Source organism: Pseudomonas sp. NY15372, from assembly GCF_048068215.1.
Taxonomy (GTDB): Bacteria; Pseudomonadota; Gammaproteobacteria; order Pseudomonadales; family Pseudomonadaceae; genus Aquipseudomonas; species Aquipseudomonas guariconensis_A.
This window is the reverse complement of record NZ_JBLUPY010000006.1, coordinates 69,809-87,617: the sequence shown is the minus strand read 5'-3', so window position 1 is coordinate 87,617 and position 17,809 is coordinate 69,809. Positions and strand designations below refer to the sequence as shown.

Below are 17,809 nucleotides of genomic sequence, written 5' to 3'. Positions count from 1 at the left end.
GCCTGACGCCCCCGCGCCGGCTGTGCCGGGGGCCTTCATCTGCAAGGAGACAACCATGCCTCGCTTCGCTGCCAACCTGTCCATGCTGTTCACCGAGCAGGACTTCCTGGCCCGCTTCAAGGCCGCCGCCGACGCTGGTTTCAGCGGTGTCGAATACCTCTTCCCGTACGATTTCAGCGCCGCCGAGATCAAGCAACAGCTCGATGCCCACGGCCTGACCCAGGTGCTGTTCAACCTGCCGGCCGGTGATTGGGGCAAGGGCGAGCGCGGCATCGCCTGCAACCCTGAGCGCGTAGAGGAATTCCGCGCAGGTGTCGACAAGGCCATCGAATACGCCAAGGTCCTGGGCAACACCCAGGTCAACTGCCTGGCCGGTATCCGCCCGCAAGGCCCGGACTGCGCCACCGTGCGCAAGACCTTCGTCGACAACCTCAAGTACGCCGCCGACAAGCTCAAGGCCGCGGGTATCCGCCTGGTCATGGAAATGATCAACACCCGCGATATCCCAGGCTTCTACCTGAACACCACCAAGCAGGCCCTGGAAATCCAGGCCGAAGTCGGCAGCGACAACCTGTTCCTGCAATACGACATCTACCACATGCAGATCATGGAAGGTGACCTGGCTCGCACCATGGAAGCCAACCTGAAACTGATCAACCACATCCAGCTGGCCGACAACCCCGGCCGCAACGAACCAGGCACCGGCGAGATCAACTATCGCTTCCTGTTCGAGCACCTGGACCGCATCGGCTACCAGGGCTGGGTGGGCGCGGAATACAAGCCGCTGACCACCACCGAAGCAGGCCTGGGCTGGCTGAAGACCCACAACGCAATCTAACGATCGGACACCGACCTGTAGGAGCGGGCTTGTCCCGCGATTGCGATGGCGACTTCAGCGCCGCCATCGCGGGACAAACCCGCTTCTACAGGATCCGCGAACAAATACAAAGAGGCACATTGTCATGGCTAAAATCGGTTTCATCGGCACCGGCATCATGGGCAAACCAATGGCCCAGAACCTGCAAAAGGCAGGTCACAGCCTGTTCGTTTCCACCCACCACGACGCCGCCCCGGCCGATCTGGTCGCCGCTGGCGCCGTCGCCCTGGCCAACCCGAAGGAAGTGGCCCAGGAAGCCGAGTTCATCATCGTCATGGTCCCGGACACCCCGCAGGTAGAAGCGGTCCTGTTCGGTGAGAACGGCGTAGCCGAAGGCGTTGGCCCGAACAAGGTGGTGATCGACATGAGCTCGATCTCCCCTACCGCCACCAAAGCCTTCGCCGAGAAGATCAAGGCCACCGGCGCTGCCTACCTGGACGCCCCGGTTTCCGGTGGTGAAGTCGGCGCCAAGGCCGGCACCCTGAGCATCATGGTCGGTGGTTGCCCGAAAGCCTTCGAGCGCGCCCTGCCGCTGTTCGAAGCCATGGGCAAGAACATCACCCGCGTCGGTGGCAACGGTGACGGCCAGACCGCCAAGGTCGCCAACCAGATCATCGTCGCCCTGAACATCCAGGCCGTCGGCGAAGCCCTGCTGTTCGCTGCCAAGAACGGCGCGGACCCAGCCAAGGTACGTGAAGCGCTGATGGGCGGCTTCGCCTCCTCGAAGATCCTCGAAGTGCACGCCGAGCGCATGATCAAGGGCACCTTCGACCCAGGCTTCCGCATCAACCTGCACCAGAAGGACCTGAACCTGGCCCTGCAAGGCGCCAAGGAGTTGGGTATCAACCTGCCCAACACCTCCAACGCCCAGCAAGTGTTCAGCACCTGCGTCGCCCTGGGCGGCGGCAACTGGGACCACTCGGCGCTGATCAAAGGCCTGGAGCACATGGCCAACTTCTCGATCCGCGACGACAAGTGATCACGGGCTGCCTTGCAGCCCAATCGCCGGCAAGCCGGCTCCCACCATTCTGAAGTCTTCTGTTGTACCTGTGGGAGCCGGCTTGCCGGCGATGAGATCCACACTGTTGAACCTGCGACCACAGGCCCAACGGTGACACCGAGCAACACCCGCCCCTGGTTCGGCCTGCACGGAGGCAGTTCCAGGGGCGTTTTCGATTCTGCAGAACAATAAGATTTTGGGAGCCTGCCATGTCGGTCGATCCACAAAAAATTCTCCGCGAGCTGTTCGACACAGCCATCGCCGCCGCTCACCCACGCCAGGTCCTGGAACCTCACCTGCCTGCCGACCGCACCGGTCGCGTCATCGTCATCGGCGCCGGCAAGGCGGCCGCGGCCATGGCCGAGGTGGTCGAGAAGAGCTGGCAGGGCGAAGTGTCCGGCCTGGTCGTGACCCGCTACGGCCATGGCGCCAACTGCCAGAAGATCGAGGTGGTCGAAGCCGCCCACCCGGTCCCCGATGCCGCCGGCCTGGCCGTGGCCAAGCGCGTGCTGGAACTGGTCAGCAACCTCAATGAAGACGACCGGGTGATCTTCCTGCTCTCCGGTGGCGGCTCGGCCTTGCTGGCCCTGCCTGCCGACGGCCTGACCCTGGCCGACAAGCAACAGATCAACAAGGCCCTGCTCAAGTCCGGCGCCACCATCGGCGAGATGAACTGCGTGCGCAAGCACCTCTCGGCGATCAAGGGCGGCCGCCTGGCCAAAGCCTGTTGGCCGGCGACGGTCTACACCTATGCCATCTCCGACGTTCCTGGGGACCTGGCCACCGTCATCGCCTCCGGCCCCACCGTGGCCGACCCGAGCACCTCGGCCGATGCCCTGGCCATTCTCAAGCGCTACAACATCGAAGCGCCCAAAGCCGTTGTCGATTGGCTGAACAACCCGGCCTCGGAAACCGTCAAGGCCGACGACCCGGCCCTGGCCCGCAGCCACTTCAAGCTGATCGCCAAGCCCCAGCAGTCGCTCGAGGCCGCGGCCGTCAAGGCCCGCCAGGCAGGCTTCAGCCCACTGATCCTGGGCGACCTGGAAGGTGAGTCGCGCGAAGTGGCCAAGGTGCATGCAGGTATCGCCCGGCAGATCGTGCTGCATGGCCAGCCGCTGAAGGCGCCTTGCATCATCCTGTCCGGCGGCGAGACCACGGTCACCGTGCGCGGCAACGGCCGTGGCGGGCGCAACGCCGAGTTCCTGCTCAGCCTGACCGAAAACCTCAAGGGCCTGCCGGGCGTCTACGCCCTGGCCGGGGACACCGACGGCATCGACGGCTCCGAGGAAAACGCCGGCGCCATCATGACTCCGCAAAGCTACGCCAACGCCGAGGCCCTGGGCCTGTCAGCGTCCGACGAGCTGGACAACAACAACGGCTATGGCTACTTCGCCGCACTGGATGCGCTGATCGTCACCGAGCCGACCCGCACCAACGTCAACGACTTCCGTGCCATCCTGATCCTCGAGACTCAGCCATCATGACGCCAGACAAGAAAGTCAAAATCCTCGCTACCCTGGGCCCTGCGATCAAAGGCGTCGACGATATCCGCCAACTGGTCGAAGCCGGCGTGAACATCTTCCGCCTGAACTTCAGCCATGGCGAACACGCCGACCACGCCCTGCGCTACCAGTGGATCCGCGAAGTGGAGCAACAGCTGAACTACCCACTGGGTATCCTCATGGACCTGCAGGGGCCCAAGCTGCGTGTCGGCCGATTCGCCGAAGGCAAGGTGCAACTGCAACGCGGCCAGGCCCTGCGCCTGGACCTGGACAGCACCCCAGGCGACAGCCGCCGGGTCAACCTGCCCCACCCCGAGATCATCGCTGCGCTGGAGCCTGGCATGGACCTGCTGCTCGATGACGGCAAGCTGCGCCTGCGGGTAACCGCCAAGCACAGCGACGCCATCGACACCGAAGTGGTCGCCGGCGGCGAGCTGTCCGACCGCAAGGGCGTCAATGTGCCCCAGGCCGTGCTCGACCTCAGCCCACTGACCGAGAAAGATCGCCGCGACCTGGCCTTCGGCCTGGACCTGGGCGTGGACTGGGTGGCCCTGTCGTTCGTCCAGCGCCCTGAAGACATCGTCGAAGCCCGCCAGCTGATCGGCGAGCGCGCCTACCTGATGGCCAAGATCGAGAAGCCCTCGGCGGTCGAGCAGCTGCAGGCGATCGCGGAGCTGTCCGACGCGATCATGGTCGCGCGCGGCGACCTGGGTGTGGAAGTGCCGGCCGAAAGCGTGCCGCAGATCCAGAAACGCATCATCGGCACCTGCCGCCAGTTGGGTAAGCCAGTAGTGGTGGCGACCCAGATGCTCGAGTCGATGCGCTTCTCCCCTGCTCCGACCCGCGCCGAGGTCACCGATGTGGCCAATGCCGTGGCCGAGGGGACCGACGCCGTCATGCTGTCGGCCGAGACCGCCTCGGGCGACTACCCGCTCGAAGCCGTGCAGATGATGAGCAAGATCATCCGCCAGGTGGAGAACGGCCCGGACTACCAGGCCCAGCTCGACGTCGGCCGGCCCAAGGCCGAAGCCACGGTGTCGGACGCCATCAGTTGCGCGATTCGTCGCATCAGCGGCATCCTGCCAGTGGCCGTGCTGGTCAACTACAGCGAGTCGGGTTCCTCGACCCTGCGCGCGGCTCGCGAGCGCCCGCGTGCACCGATCCTCAACCTGACGCCGAACCTCACCACCGCTCGCCGCCTGAGCGTGACCTGGGGCGTGCACTCGGTGGTCAACGATCGCCTGCGCCAAGTCGATGAGGTTGTTTCCACTGCCCTGGAAATAGCCCAGGCGCAAGGCATGGCCAGCCGTGGCGACACGCTGCTGATCACCGCCGGTGTGCCTTTCGGCAAGCCGGGGACGACCAATACACTGCGGATCGAGACCTTGATCTGACCCAAAGGGCGCTCCTGCAAAGAATAGGCAATACCCTGTAGGAGCGGCCTTGTGCCGCGAAAAAAGAGGGCAATACCAGGGCTGCTACGCAGCCCATCGCCGGCAAGCCGGCTCCCACAGGGACAGTGCTGCCCTCAAGGCTGACGCGTTACTTGTGGGAGCCGGCTTGCCGGCGATGGGCGTGCAGCGCCCTCCCTGGACACGATAACGGCGGACAACCCGAGGCCCAAAGAGGCCCACCGCTTTCCCAACAACCTTCCCGACTGCCCCATGTACACCAAGAATTTCGTCAACCCATGCCCCGACTGGGCCACGGCTTTGCTCAACGGCTTCAGCCAGGTACTGCTGCTGCGCAACCCCTTGTGCGGCCTGTGCTGCCTGCTGGCCATCCTGGTGACCGCCCCGAACCTGGTCGGCGGCGCCCTGCTCGGTGCCCTGGCCGGCCTACTGACCGCCCAACGCCGCGGTTACGAACGCGCCGACCGCCAGGCCGGCCTGTACTGCTACAACGGCGTATTGATCGGCCTGCTGATCGCGGCCTTGCTGCCATGGTCGGCCATCATGCCACCGTTGATCATCGCCGCCGGCGGCCTATCCAGCATCCTCACGCACCAGTGGCGCAAACGCGGCGGCAAGCTGCTGATCGCCTATACCGCGCCTTTCGTGCTACTGGGTTGGGGTACCCTGCTGATGGCAGAGCCCATGCCGGCGCTCTACACCGAGGCCAATCCGCTCTATGCCTTGCTGCGCGGTGTGGGCCAGATCTTTTTGCTGGACAACCCGCTGGCCGGCCTGCTGATCGTCATCGGCATGTTCGTCGCCAACCCCTATGCCGCACTCTGGGCACTGATCGGCTCGGCCATCGGCGGCGCCGTGGCTCTGTTGGCGGGCGAGGCCCAGGCCGCCTGGATGGGGCTGTTCGGTTTCAACGCAGCGCTCGCCGCGCTGGCCTTCAGCCGCCAGGGTGAACGTCCCTGGATAACCCTGCTGGCCATCACTGCGGCCCTGCTGTTGCAACCGCTGTTCAACCTGATGCCCATCGCCGGCCTGACAGCGCCCTTTGTCGTCGCCTGTTGGCTGATGCACCTGGGCGGCCATCTGGCGCAATCATTTCAACGCCGCAACGCAGGCCGCTTGCACAGCTAAAACCCAGCCCCTAGGCTCAGTCCATCGAACAATGGAATGCGCCCATGGATAACCCTGCTAGCCTGCGCGAGCGGCTGTACGTCGTCGTCTTCCAGACCGACACCGTCGCCGGCAGGCGCTTCGACAAGATCCTCCTGCTGATCATCCTCGCCAGCCTGGTCACGGTCGTGCTCGACAGCATCGATGACGCGCACCAGCAATACGCCGGCCTGCTGGCGGCGATCGAATGGGGCTTCACCACGATATTCCTGGTGGAGTACCTGGTGCGGCTGTACTGCTCGCCCAAGCCGCTGCGCTACGCCTTCAGCTTCTATGGGCTGGTGGACCTGCTGGCGGTCGTCCCGGGTATCCTCGCCCTGTACTACAGCGACGCCCAGTACCTGCTGATCGTGCGGGTCATCCGCATGCTGCGGATCTTCCGCGTGCTCAAGTTAAGCCCCTACCTCAAACAGGCCCATTACCTGCTCGCGGCGCTACAGGGCAGCCGACAGAAGATCATCGTGTTCCTGGTCAGCGTATCGACCCTGGTCACCGTGTTCGGCACCCTGATGTACGTGGTCGAGGGCCCCGAGCATGGCTTCACCAGCATCCCCAAGGGTATCTACTGGGCAATCGTCACCCTGACCACCGTCGGCTTCGGCGATATCGTGCCGAAGACACCGCTGGGCCAGGTGCTGTCGTCACTGGTGATGATCACCGGTTATTCGATCATCGCCGTGCCCACGGGCATCTTCACCGCGGAGCTGGCCAACGCCCTGCGCGGCGAACAGCTGCAGCATGACTGCCCGACATGCCGCAAGAACACCCATGAACATGGTGCGGCGTTCTGCTCGCGTTGCGGCAATGCGTTGTTTCCAAAGTTATAGAAACGGGCTAACCCGTGATTGCGTCGGCTGGAACTGACATCGTCGCCTGAGCAGTTGCAATGGCATAACCAAAGTGTTTTTTGTTCTTTAACCGCTGCCAGGCCACCCGCTATAGTCGCTGGCAAACTGCCTACAACCTCTCAAGAACAAGGAAGCAACGTGAAAAAGCTCTTCACCGCCTCGCTGCTCGTCGCAGGCATGGCCTTGGGCAATTTGGCCCAGGCTGCACCGACCCTGCTCAACGTTTCCTACGACGTAATGCGCGACTTCTACAAGGACTACAACCCGGCATTCCAGAAGCACTGGGAAGCCGAGCACAACGAGAAGGTCAACGTGCAGATGTCCTTCGGCGGTTCGAGCAAACAGGCACGTGCGGTGATCGACGGCCTGCCGGCGGACGTCATCACCATGAACATGGCCACCGACATCAACGCCTTGGCCGATAACGGCAAGCTGGTGCCGGACAACTGGGTTTCGCGCCTGCCGAACAACAGCGCACCGTTCACCTCCGCCACTGTGTTCATCGTGCGCAAGGGCAACCCCAAGGCCCTGAAAGACTGGCCCGACCTGCTCAAGGACGGCGTGCAGGTGATCGTACCCAACCCCAAGACTTCGGGTAACGGCCGCTACACCTACCTCTCGGCCTGGGGCTATGTGCTCAAGCAAGGCGGCGACGAAGCCAAGGCACGCGATTTCGTCGGCAAGCTGTTCAAGCAGGCACCGGTGCTGGACACCGGCGGCCGCGCCGCGACCACGACCTTCATGACCAACCAGATCGGCGATGTGCTGGTGACGTTCGAGAACGAGGCGGAAATGATCGCCCGCGAATTCGGTCGCGACCAGTTCGAAGTGGTCTACCCGAGCGTGTCGGCCGAGGCCGAGCCACCGGTGACCGTGGTCGACAAGGTGGTCGAGCGCAAGAAATCCCGCGCCGTGGCCGAGGAATACCTCAAGTACCTGTGGTCGCCGGCGGCCCAGGAACTGGCCGCGCAGAACTACCTGCGCCCGCGTGATGCGACCGTATTGGCCAAGTACACCGACCGCTTCCCGAAGGTGGATTTCCTGTCGGTGGAGAAGACCTTCGGTGACTGGCGTACCGTGCAGAAGACCCACTTCAACGACGGTGGCGTGTTCGACCAGATCTATACCAACCAGTAACCCTTCGCGACACAAGCCCGCTCCCACTGGCCAGGCTGGATACGATCGCTGTGGGAGCGGGCTTGTCCCGCGATTGACGCTTACTCAGGCTCGCTGACGAAACACCAACGCCTTCAAGCCCCCAGCCGGATCCGCATCCGGAAATTCCGGCGGATTCTCCAACCGCTCGACGAATGCCAGCCCCGGTGCATGTTCGGCCATGCCCTCGATCAGGAAGTCCGGCCCGATACCTGGGTCATTGACACACGCCAGCACCGTCCCCTGCCCCGTCAACAGTTCCGGCAAGCGTCGCAGGATCTTCGCGTAGTCCTGGGTCAGCACGAAGCTGCCCTTCTGGAAGGTCGGCGGGTCGATGATGATCAAGTCATAAGGCCCGTACTTGCGCACCTTGCCCCAGGACTTGAACAGCTCATGCCCCAGGTAGGCGACCCGGGAGGCATCGTGGCCATTGAGCCTATGATTGTCGCGCCCACGGGACAATGCCGCCTTGGCCATGTCCAGGTTGACCACTTGCTGCGCCCCGCCGGCAATGGCCGCCACCGAGAAACCACAGGTATAGGCGAACAGGTTGAGCACCCGCTTGCCCGCAGCCTGCTCGCGCACCCAACGGCGGCCGTAGCGCATGTCGAGGAACAGCCCGCTGTTCTGCCGCACGCCCAGGTCCAGCAGGTAGGTCAGGCCATCTTCGATCACTTCGCGTTGCCGGCACGGCTCGCCCAGCAACCACTGGCCGGGGCTGTCCGGCAGGTAACGGTGCTGGATAAGGATGGCTTGCCCGGCCCACTGCGGACGTTCGGCGAGACGGCGCAACATGGCTTCCAGCTCGGCCAGCTGGCCTTCGGGCGGCTCGCGGAACAGCGCTACCAGCAGCACGCCTTGCAGCCAGTCGACCGTGATCTGCTCCAGGCCCGGCCAGCAGCGGCCGCGGCCGTGGAACAGGCGGCGGGTTTCCTGCGGGGCGGGGTCAAGGGCGGCGAGCAGGTGTTGCTCGAGGGTGTGGATCGGCGAGGTCATGGTGGGGTCGCAAGCAAAAAAGAACGCATTCTACCTAATGCCAGCCTATAAGCACTGTCAGAGGCTGCTACGTACCCCATCGCGGGACAAGCCCGCTCCCACAGGTTCACCGCTGCCCGCAAGAGCGACGCATCCCTGTGGGAGATTACCCAGCCCTTCGGGCTGCGCTGTCGCGCAAAGAACAAGCGGCTAGCGCCGCCCCCCCTGTGGGAGCGGGCTTGTCCCGCGATAGGGCCCGCCAGGCAAACCTCGCTCAATACCCCTTCACCGCCCCCCTACCCGAACGGAACCACCACCCCTGCTGCATGCCTGCCGCCGCCAGCAGGATCGCCGCCCCCCCCAGCCACTGCAACGGTGCCAAGCGGTGGTCGAACGCCACCCAATCGACCAGGATCGCCGCGATCGGGTAGATGAACGACAGCGCACCGGTCAACGCCGTGGGTAGACGCTGGATGGCGCTGTACAGCAGCACGTACATCAGCCCGGTATGGACGATACCCAAGGTCACCAGGCTAGCCAGTGCCGGCGCCTCTGCAGGTAGCCCGCGTACCCCGACCCAAGGCGCCAGCAGCAAAACACCGGTAATCACCTGGACCAAGGCGATCAGGTGCGGTGGCGTACCGCTCAGGCGCTTGATGATCAACGCCGCCACCGCGTAGAGGAACGCTGCGCCCAACGCCAGACCGATGCCTTGCAGATAATCACCCGCCCCTCCCTGGCCGTTGCCATGGGCGCTGACGATGGCCAGCATGCCGAGGAACGCCAGGCTCAGCCAGGTCATCTTCGCCAGCGTGACCTTCTCGCCCAGGAACAACGCCGCCAGTCCCACCAGCATGAACGGCTGAACGTTGTACACCGCCGTGCCGATCGCGATCGAGGCCTTGGCATAGGAGGCGAACAGCAACACCCAGTTACCGACGATGGCCACCCCGCTGGCCACCGCCAACAGGAAGGTCGTACGGGTCAGTACACCGGGCTTGAGCAACCCCATGGCTGCGCAGATCAACAGCAAGGTGCCGGCACCGAACACACAACGCCAGAACACCACCTGCAGTACCGGCTGCCCGGACACCAGCACGAACCAGCCGATGGTGCCGGAGATCAGCATGGCGGCCGTCATCTCCAGCGAGCCGCGACGCAACGAATTGTCCATCTCACACCTCCTGTCGAACAGGGCAACAGTATGTGCGGGGCAAGGGTCGACCATCCAGCGGAAAAACAAGGCGAACGCGCATTATCACCTTTACTATCAAGGCAATCCTAAAGAATTACCTAACGAGAACAATATGACAGACGCGATAGACCAACTACTGATCAACGCCTTGATGGAAGACTCGCGCCGTTCGCTCAAGGCACTGGCCCAGGTCAGCGGCCTGTCAGCGCCCAGTGTCAGCGAGCGCCTGCGTCGCCTGGAAGAACGTGGCGTGCTGCGCGGCTACACGGTGGATGTCGACCCTCGTAGCTTCGGTTACCAACTCCAGGCCATCGTGCGTATCCGACCGTTGCCAGGACAGTTGCAGGAAGTCGAACGGCAGATCATCGCCATTCCCGAATTCACCGAATGCGACAAGGTCACCGGCGAGGACTGCTTCATCGCACGTCTGCACGTGCGCTCCATGGAACAACTGGACACACTGCTCGACCGCATCAACGTGCTGGCCGAAACCAATACGGCGATCATCAAGAAGACACCGGTCAAACGCCGGCTGCCGCCTATGGAATAAAAGTTCGGATACTTAACGATCAATTTTTGTACACACGAATGTCACCTTAAGTGCCATTTTTGTGTGCACTTTTGTCCGGTAACGCCCCAACACGTTACACCCATTCTTATCTGAAAACTGACCAATCGATCAACTAACAGACCACTTCAAAAATAAAAACTGTTCATTTGGTCAACTTATAATTCCTCAATTTCATTCACTTATCTTTCAACGAGATAGATTCGAAAAAGCGTCACTCTGAAAGTTGCTTTTTGCCTGGCATGAAACTCGCTTTTGTGTCTTCGTGTTTTGTATACAAGTTGAGCAAAACATAAATACACAAGAACCCGTAGCGCCTGCCCTGCAGGCCGTTGCGCCCAGAACCCAGTGATGCCAACGCTGCACCGACGAGATGGCGAGCCCGTGCGCATGCCCGATCATCGCAGTCCATACGCATCAGGAGCCTGCCGGAATGAGTACCAGCCTCAACCTTGCCCCTGAACTATCCGTTGCCAGCACCAACCCCACTTCCACTCCGCTCAGCGGTGATCTACCGGACCTCGAACTCAGCCCACGCCTGCACAACCGCGACCTGGCCCCGACCCGCATCGAAGGCCGGCGCTGGGGGCGCTACAGCATCTTCGCGCTGTGGACCAACGACGTGCACAACATCGCCAACTATTCATTCGCCATGGGGCTGTTCGCGCTCGGCCTGGGTGGCTGGCAGATCCTGCTATCGTTGGCCATCGGCGCCGCACTGGTGTACTTCTTCATGAACCTGTCCGGCTACATGGGGCAGAAGACCGGCGTACCCTTCCCAGTGATCAGTCGCATCGCGTTCGGCATCCATGGCGCACAGATTCCCGCCCTGATCCGCGCGGTCATCGCCATCGCCTGGTTCGGCATCCAGACCTACCTGGCCTCGGTGGTACTGCGGGTATTGCTGACGGCCATCTGGCCGCAGCTGGCCGCCTATGACCATGACAGCATCCTCGGCCTGTCGAGCCTGGGCTGGGTGTGCTTCGTGGCGATCTGGCTGGTGCAGTTGGTGATCCTGGCTTACGGCATGGAGATGGTGCGCCGCTACGAAGCCTTCGCCGGCCCGGTGATCCTGCTGACGGTGGCAAGCCTGGCGGGCTGGATGTACTTCCAGGCCGATGCACGCATCGCCTGGTCGGTAGCCGAGCCGCTGACCGGCTATGAGATGTGGCGCAACATTTTCGCCGGCGGCGCCCTGTGGCTGGCGATCTACGGCACCCTGGTGCTGAACTTCTGTGACTTCGCCCGCTCCTCACCTTGCCGCAAGACCATCCGCGTGGGCAACTTCTGGGGCCTGCCGGTGAACATCCTGGTGTTCGCCACCATTACCGCCGTGCTGTCCGGTGCGCAGTTCCAGATCAACGGCCAGGTGATCGACAGCCCGACCCAGATCGTCGCCAACATCCCCAGCACACCGTTCCTGGTCCTGGGCTGCCTGGCCTTCCTGATCGTCACGGTGGCGGTGAACATCATGGCCAACTTCGTCGCCCCGGCCTTCGTGCTGAGCAACCTGGCGCCACGCCACCTGAACTTCCGCCGCGCGGGGCTGATCAGCGCTACCCTGGCGGTGCTGATCCTGCCGTGGAACCTGTACAACAGCCCGCTGGTGATCGTGTACTTCCTGTCCGGCCTGGGGGCCCTGCTTGGCCCGCTGTACGGCGTGATCATGGCCGACTACTGGCTGCTGCGCAAAGGCCAGGTCAATGTACCGCAGTTGTACAGCGAGAACCCGGCCGGCGCCTACTTCTACACCCGAGGCATCAATCTGCGCGCGGTCGCCGCCTTCCTGCCCACTGCACTGCTGGCCATCGTCCTGGCCTTGGTGCCCAACTTCCACAGCGTCGCACCCTTCTCCTGGCTGATCGGCGCCGGCACCGCCGCAGCCTTGTACCTGCTGCTCGCACCGCGCAATCGCCAATACCTCGACGTCAGCGGCGAAGCCATCGCCGTCGACCATAGCAGCCATTGATAGGGAGATCTTCCATGCGCATCCTGATCGCCAACGTCAACACTACCAGCGCCATCACCGACGCCATCGCCGAACAGGCTCGCAGCGTCGCCTCGCCGGGTACCGAGATCGTCGGCCTGACCCCTTGGTTCGGCGCCGAGTCGGTGGAAGGCAACTTCGAGAGCTACCTGGCCGCCATCGCCGTGATGGACCGCGTGCTGGCCTATGACGAACCATTCGATGCCGTGATCCAGGCCGGCTACGGCGAGCATGGCCGCGAGGGCTTGCAGGAGTTGCTGGATGTACCGGTGGTGGATATCACCGATGCCGCCGCCAGCACTGCCATGTACCTGGGGCACGCCTACTCGGTGGTGACTACCCTGGACCGCACCGTGCCGCTGATCGAAGACCGCCTGAAGCTTTCGGGCCTGTTCGATCGCTGCGCCTCGGTGCGCGCCAGCGGCCTGGCCGTGCTCGATCTCGAAGCCGACCCGCGGCGCGCGGTGGAAGCGATCGTCGAGCAGGCCGAACGGGCCGTGCGGGAGGACAAGGCCGAAGTGATCTGCCTCGGGTGTGGCGGCATGGCCGGGCTCGACGAGCAGATCCGTCAGCGCACCGGCGTGCCGGTGGTCGATGGCGTCAGTGCGGCGGTGACCATCGCCGAATCGCTGGTGCGCATGGGCCTGAGTACCTCCAAGGTGCGGACCTACGCTACGCCTCGGGCGAAGAAAGTGGTGGGCTGGCCGATGATGTTCGGACGGTGACCCTCGCGCTGCCCGGCCAACTGGCTCAGGTCGGGCAGCTATGCGCCCCATGGTCGAGCCCCTGCCGCACATTGCGGCTGAGCAGATGAGCCTTGCCATCGCGCCAGGTCAGCGTCAGCACGTAGAGGGTGTCGAAGTCGTCGCCACTCCAGTCCTCGGTGATAACGCGCTCCTCGCCCAGGGCCTTGCCGGCGACAGCGTTTATCAGATCTGGAAGATAACCGTGGGACCAGGCGGTATAGACGGTTGCATTGCGGTACTTGTCTTGCAGCAGTTCGTCAGCGAGGTCGTCGGTGTCATTGGCGGCGTAATCGATGTTCACCGGCAACCCCAGGCGAATGGCGCTCGGGGTAATCGTCATCAAGGGCCGGATATAGCTGTAGCGCTGGTCGCCGCTGCCCTCCTCGACCTGTCGAGACGGGTTGGCGGCGAACACGTAGTCGGCTTTGCCGAAACGCTCCGGCAGCAAGGTGGCCAAGTCCAGGGCCCGGTTCAGGCCTTGGCAGTTCAGTTGCCCGAGCCCTTCGCCCGGCTTTTCGGCGTGACGCAGGAATACCAAGGTCTGGGTGCCATCGACCGGTTGCGCACGTGTTTCTACGGCATCCAGTACCAGTGGCAAAGCTGTGCCGGCAAGTGCCAGGCTCAGCAACAGGTGGCGGTGGCGTCGGAGAAAAGCTGGCAACTTCATCAAAGCAGACTCTTGTGGCAAATAAATTCGGGTTGACCGCCACATAGCCCCGCGCAATGACGACAGGAAGTCCTTGTAGTGAATGCCATCCGTGGCCACGTGTGAGGGTCAGAGCCCCCTCAACCCGTTTGGTTCCTCCATGCGTGCATGTGTCGTTCCATCGACAAGGGCCACGTTAAAGGCTGCATGTTGCTGAATGATGTCCCGGTTCCCCGGGAGGTCATGGCAAAGCCGAGACGTCCCTCGGCTCAACCGGCCCTGGTCTGAAAGCTTAAAGGTCCCTTTCCGAAGCAATCGCAGGATATGAACGACTCAATCATCCCGCGTAAGCACCTCCAGCAGCTCGATCTCGAATGTCAGGTCCGAATGGGGCGGGATCGAACCGACGCTGCGCTCGCCATAGCCCAAGTGCGCCGGCACCAGCAGCTTGCGCTTGCCGCCGACGCGCATTCCCATGAGGCCTTGGTCCCACCCCTTGATCACGCGACCGGTGCCGATCACGCACTGGAACGGCTTGCCCCGCGACCAAGACGAGTCGAACTCGCGGCCGTCGGCCAGCCAGCCGGTGTATTGGGTGGTGATCAGGGCGCCTTTGACCACGGCCTTGCCGTCGCCTTCCTCGAGATCGATGATTTGCAGTTCGCTGCTCATGCCTGTTGTTCCTGAAACGGATTTCGTGCCCGCCGTTTTCTCAGGAATGAACCGCTTTGGCAAGGTGGCCAGGTGCCTCATGCTGGAGCATCGACCAGAGCATTCCATCGATCACAAACTGCCTGGATGGCCGGGCTGATCGGGCTGGTGTCGGAGTTCATGCGTGCACCTAGCCAAGTTGCTCGAAGGCCTCCTGGCCGGTCAGTTCCTTGGTCTGATTGGCGAAGCAGTACCAGGCGGGTTTCTGTTCGACGAAGATCTGCAGGTCGAAATCCCAGGTTTCGTCGCCGTCCAGCAGGCCCACCGGGATGGCATAGAAGTCGTTGGCCTTGAGGCGGTAGTACAGGTGCGTGCCGCACTGGCCGCAGAAGCCGCGTTGGGCCCAATCGGAGGAGTCATATACGGTAGGGGGCGTGCCTTCGATCTGGGGGGGTTGGCTGCAGTGGACGACCAGGAGGGGGCCGCCGGTCCATTTGCGGCACATGCTGCAGTGGCAGGCGCTGATGTGGGTGTTGTCGACGGTGACTTTCAGGTGGGTTTGGCCGCAGAGGCAGGTGCCTTGTTTTTCCAGGGGCATGAGGGGAGCTCCTTGGGAGTTGGGTTTGGAAGTATAGGTTGGGGATTTCCTGTTGGGCTTGGGCTTTTAGATCGTGTGGGTATTCGTTTTTGGCGGTGGCGCCACTGGCGCTTTTCGCCTTTACGGCGACCTACTTTTGCTCTTGGGCAAAAGTAGGCAAAAACCGCTGGCTCCTGCATCCGGCCCCGGCGCTGCGCGCCGGGGTTCCCTCGCTCCGGCATTGCTCCCGGCGGGGCGCGGCGAAGGGCCATCCATGGCCCTGCGCCGCTTGCCAGGCATCCATGCCTGGCACCCACCTGCGCAATGCCTACGCTCGGCCTCCTGACGTCGCGATTGGCGGCGCCTGGGCTGTTGCGTAGGAAAAGCAAAGGCAAAAGCGAAAGTGGCGGTGGCGGTGGCGGTGGCGAACAATCATATGGATTGGTTAGCTGTTCTGGCCTGATCGCGGGGCAAGCCGGGAGATCGCGCGATTGTTGAGCTTGCGCCCCCGCTGTGTGCGGCGGTGCGGCGGTCCGACTTGTCCCGCGATTGGGACGAAAGCTCACCACCTATCCCACGAACAAACAACGCCAGCCGAGGCACCACTTGTAGCTTGACCGCCCCACCGATCAGATAGAAATCACTCCACGCAGGTACAACGCCCCTCGCCCACTGATGATCACCCGCCCATTCCCAGGCACCTCGCACCTCAACTGCCCCTTGCGCCGCCCACCCTGCTCGCACACCAGGCTCTGCTTGCCCAACCGCTCAGCCCAGTATGGCGCCAGCGACGTATGCGCCGATCCCGTCACAGGATCTTCGTTGACCCCTACCCGCGGTCCAAACCACCGCGTCACGAAATCGAACCCTCGCCCAGGCGCCGTCACCGCGATGCCACGCACCTCGAACGCCCCCAATGCCACGAAGTCAGGCGCCAACGGCTCCAGCAAGGCCGCATCGTCGATCACCACCACGTAATCATCGGTACGATAAACCGCCCGGGCACTGCCCAGTCCCAGCGCCTCGAGCAACCCCGCGGGCACATCGACTGCCACCGGCTGCTTGGCCGGGAAGTCCATCGCCAACAACCCATCATCGCCACGGCTGACCCGCAACTCCCCGCTGCGCGTATTGAACCGCAGCACCTCGGCCTGCTCACCCAACTGCTCGAACAACACCCAGGCCGCCGCCAATGTCGCATGCCCGCACAAATCCACCTCCACGCTCGGCGTGAACCAGCGCAGGTCGAACGCCTCGCCGTTGCGGACGAAATACGCCGTTTCGGACAGATTGTTCTCCTCGGCGACACGCTGCAGCGTTTCATCCGGCAGCCATTGCTCCAATGGCACCACTGCCGCCGGGTTGCCGCCGAACGGCGTGGCGGAAAACGCATCGACCTGGAAGATCTCAAATTGCATGCAAAGGCTCCTAGGCCCGGCATCATGCCAGGCAGGTTCAGGGGAAGGGGTCAGCAGCGGACAGGCGTCAGCACCGGCTCACCGGCAAAGAATGCCTGCAGGTTAAGCAGCACCAGGTTCACCGTATCCCGTGCCGCCTCCGGTGATTGGCCGGCCACGTGGGGCGTGAGCACGGTATTGCCAAGGACCTTGAGCGCATCGGGCACAGCAGGCTCGTCATCGAAGACATCCAGCGCAGCGCCTGCGATCGCGCCTCGGCTCAGTGCATCGACCAGCGCCTGAGTATCGACCACGCTGGCCCGGGCGATGTTGACCAGGTAACCGTCCGGCCCCAGGGCCTGGAGTACCTGGGCATCGACCAGATGACGGGTGGCATGGCCGCCGGGGGTCGCCACCACCAGGATGTCCACGGCCTCGGCCAGGCGCGGCACGCTGTCGTGCCAGGTGTAGGGCACATCGTGGCGCGGCGTGCGGCTGTGGTAGCTGATGCTCATGTCGAAGCCCAGACTTGCCCGCTTGGCGATCGCCCGACCGACCGCCCCTAGGCCAAGGATCCCCAGGCGCTTGCCGCTCACCGAAGGGCTGATGACCCGATTCCATTCCCCTCGGCGTGTGCTGGCATCGGCCCGTGGCACATCGCGCAGCAACGCCAGGAGAAGCGCCAGGGCATGGTCGGCGACCGCTGCGGCGTTGGCGCCGGCACCATTGGTCACGGTAATGCCGCGGGCCGAGGCGGCAGCCAGGTCGACCTGTTCATAGCCGGCGCCGATCACGCAGATGATCTTGAGCGCTGGCAAGGCTTCGATCTCGGCGGCCGTCAGGCCCAACGGGCCGCGGGTCAGTACCGCATCGACCTGGGCGCCGAAGTGCGCGATGGCCTCGGCGCGCAAGTGCGGCGACGGTGCGCGGATCAGCTGAAAACCGGCCTGCTCGAGCAGCGGCAAGTAGTCATCGACGGTTTCCACCAGCACCAGAACGGTCTTGCTCATGCGCCCTCCGGCTCGTCTGCGAGAAGGGATTATGCGTGGTGACTAGCCCATACAGTCAATGGAAATATCAGCCCGTAACTGTACTGTACCGGTGAG

General features: G+C 63.4%; 17 protein-coding genes. 10 read left to right on the top strand and 7 right to left on the bottom strand.

Features of this window, described 5'->3' with window-relative positions; genetic code table 11:
- Positions 1-55: 55 nt before the first annotated feature.
- The 7 genes from hyi to ACNFG0_RS07015 all read left to right on the top strand — a co-directional run bounded on the left by hyi (position 56) and on the right by ACNFG0_RS07015 (position 7,943).
- Positions 56-838, top strand: coding sequence for a hydroxypyruvate isomerase (gene hyi, locus ACNFG0_RS07045; RefSeq protein WP_070576732.1), 783 nt, complete (start codon positions 56-58; stop codon positions 836-838).
- 40 nt (positions 839-878) lie between these two features.
- The gene (locus ACNFG0_RS07040; protein WP_416764355.1) at positions 879-1,856 is read left to right on the top strand and encodes a 2-hydroxy-3-oxopropionate reductase; all 978 of its coding nucleotides are present in this window, start codon (positions 879-881) and stop codon (positions 1,854-1,856) included.
- 230 nt (positions 1,857-2,086) lie between these two features.
- Positions 2,087-3,361 carry a glycerate kinase type-2 family protein gene (locus ACNFG0_RS07035; RefSeq protein WP_196144789.1) on the top strand — a complete coding sequence of 425 codons (1,275 nt, stop codon included), beginning with the start codon at positions 2,087-2,089 and terminating at the stop codon, positions 3,359-3,361.
- Positions 3,358-4,773 carry a pyruvate kinase gene (pyk, locus tag ACNFG0_RS07030; RefSeq protein WP_416764354.1) on the top strand — a complete coding sequence of 472 codons (1,416 nt, stop codon included), beginning with the start codon at positions 3,358-3,360 and terminating at the stop codon, positions 4,771-4,773. Before ACNFG0_RS07035 ends, pyk begins: the two co-directional genes overlap by 4 nt.
- A gap of 270 nt (positions 4,774-5,043) precedes the next feature.
- A complete protein-coding gene (locus ACNFG0_RS07025; RefSeq protein ID WP_196156684.1) occupies positions 5,044-5,919 on the top strand; it encodes an urea transporter in 876 nt (291 codons plus the stop codon).
- A gap of 44 nt (positions 5,920-5,963) precedes the next feature.
- Positions 5,964-6,785, top strand: a complete 822-nt coding sequence (locus ACNFG0_RS07020) for an ion transporter (RefSeq protein ID WP_416764353.1) — start codon at positions 5,964-5,966, stop codon at positions 6,783-6,785.
- A 159-nt stretch (positions 6,786-6,944) separates the two neighbouring features.
- Entirely contained in the window at positions 6,945-7,943 is a 999-nt protein-coding gene (locus ACNFG0_RS07015; protein ID WP_196156686.1) for a sulfate ABC transporter substrate-binding protein, read from the top strand.
- 84 nt (positions 7,944-8,027) lie between these two features.
- Here the strand turns inward: ACNFG0_RS07015 and ACNFG0_RS07010 are convergent, their stop codons facing one another.
- Together ACNFG0_RS07010 and ACNFG0_RS07005 are read right to left on the bottom strand one after the other, a co-directional pair.
- A complete protein-coding gene (locus ACNFG0_RS07010) occupies positions 8,028-8,957 on the bottom strand; it encodes a class I SAM-dependent methyltransferase (protein ID WP_416764352.1) in 930 nt (309 codons plus the stop codon).
- A gap of 253 nt (positions 8,958-9,210) precedes the next feature.
- Entirely contained in the window at positions 9,211-10,110 is a 900-nt protein-coding gene (locus ACNFG0_RS07005) for a DMT family transporter (RefSeq protein ID WP_416764351.1), read from the bottom strand.
- A 133-nt stretch (positions 10,111-10,243) separates the two neighbouring features.
- Between ACNFG0_RS07005 and ACNFG0_RS07000 the strand changes: the two genes are divergently transcribed.
- The 3 genes from ACNFG0_RS07000 (at position 10,244) to ACNFG0_RS06990 (ending at position 13,411) form a co-directional block, all read left to right on the top strand.
- Entirely contained in the window at positions 10,244-10,681 is a 438-nt protein-coding gene (locus ACNFG0_RS07000) for an Lrp/AsnC family transcriptional regulator (RefSeq protein WP_084854606.1), read from the top strand.
- 451 nt (positions 10,682-11,132) lie between these two features.
- On the top strand, positions 11,133-12,668 hold the full coding sequence (locus ACNFG0_RS06995; RefSeq protein WP_416764350.1) for an NCS1 family nucleobase:cation symporter-1: 1,536 nt from the start codon (positions 11,133-11,135) through the stop codon (positions 12,666-12,668).
- Positions 12,669-12,682: 14 nt separating this feature from the next.
- Entirely contained in the window at positions 12,683-13,411 is a 729-nt protein-coding gene (locus ACNFG0_RS06990; RefSeq protein WP_416764349.1) for an aspartate/glutamate racemase family protein, read from the top strand.
- 25 nt (positions 13,412-13,436) lie between these two features.
- Here ACNFG0_RS06990 and ACNFG0_RS06985 read toward each other — a convergent pair whose 3' ends face one another.
- The 5 genes from ACNFG0_RS06985 to ACNFG0_RS06965 all read right to left on the bottom strand — a co-directional run bounded on the left by ACNFG0_RS06985 (position 13,437) and on the right by ACNFG0_RS06965 (position 17,713).
- Positions 13,437-14,099: a histidine phosphatase family protein gene (locus tag ACNFG0_RS06985; protein WP_196144797.1), complete on the bottom strand. Its 663-nt coding sequence runs from the start codon at positions 14,097-14,099 to the stop codon at positions 13,437-13,439.
- A 312-nt stretch (positions 14,100-14,411) separates the two neighbouring features.
- A complete protein-coding gene (locus ACNFG0_RS06980; RefSeq protein WP_196144798.1) occupies positions 14,412-14,750 on the bottom strand; it encodes an FKBP-type peptidyl-prolyl cis-trans isomerase in 339 nt (112 codons plus the stop codon).
- Between the two features lie 169 nt (positions 14,751-14,919).
- Positions 14,920-15,327, bottom strand: a complete 408-nt coding sequence (locus tag ACNFG0_RS06975; protein ID WP_084854598.1) for a GFA family protein — start codon at positions 15,325-15,327, stop codon at positions 14,920-14,922.
- A 608-nt stretch (positions 15,328-15,935) separates the two neighbouring features.
- Positions 15,936-16,724, bottom strand: coding sequence for a PhzF family phenazine biosynthesis protein (locus tag ACNFG0_RS06970; RefSeq protein WP_196166835.1), 789 nt, complete (start codon positions 16,722-16,724; stop codon positions 15,936-15,938).
- 50 nt (positions 16,725-16,774) lie between these two features.
- Positions 16,775-17,713, bottom strand: a complete 939-nt coding sequence (locus tag ACNFG0_RS06965) for a 2-hydroxyacid dehydrogenase (protein ID WP_196144800.1) — start codon at positions 17,711-17,713, stop codon at positions 16,775-16,777.
- Positions 17,714-17,809 lie beyond the last annotated feature (96 nt).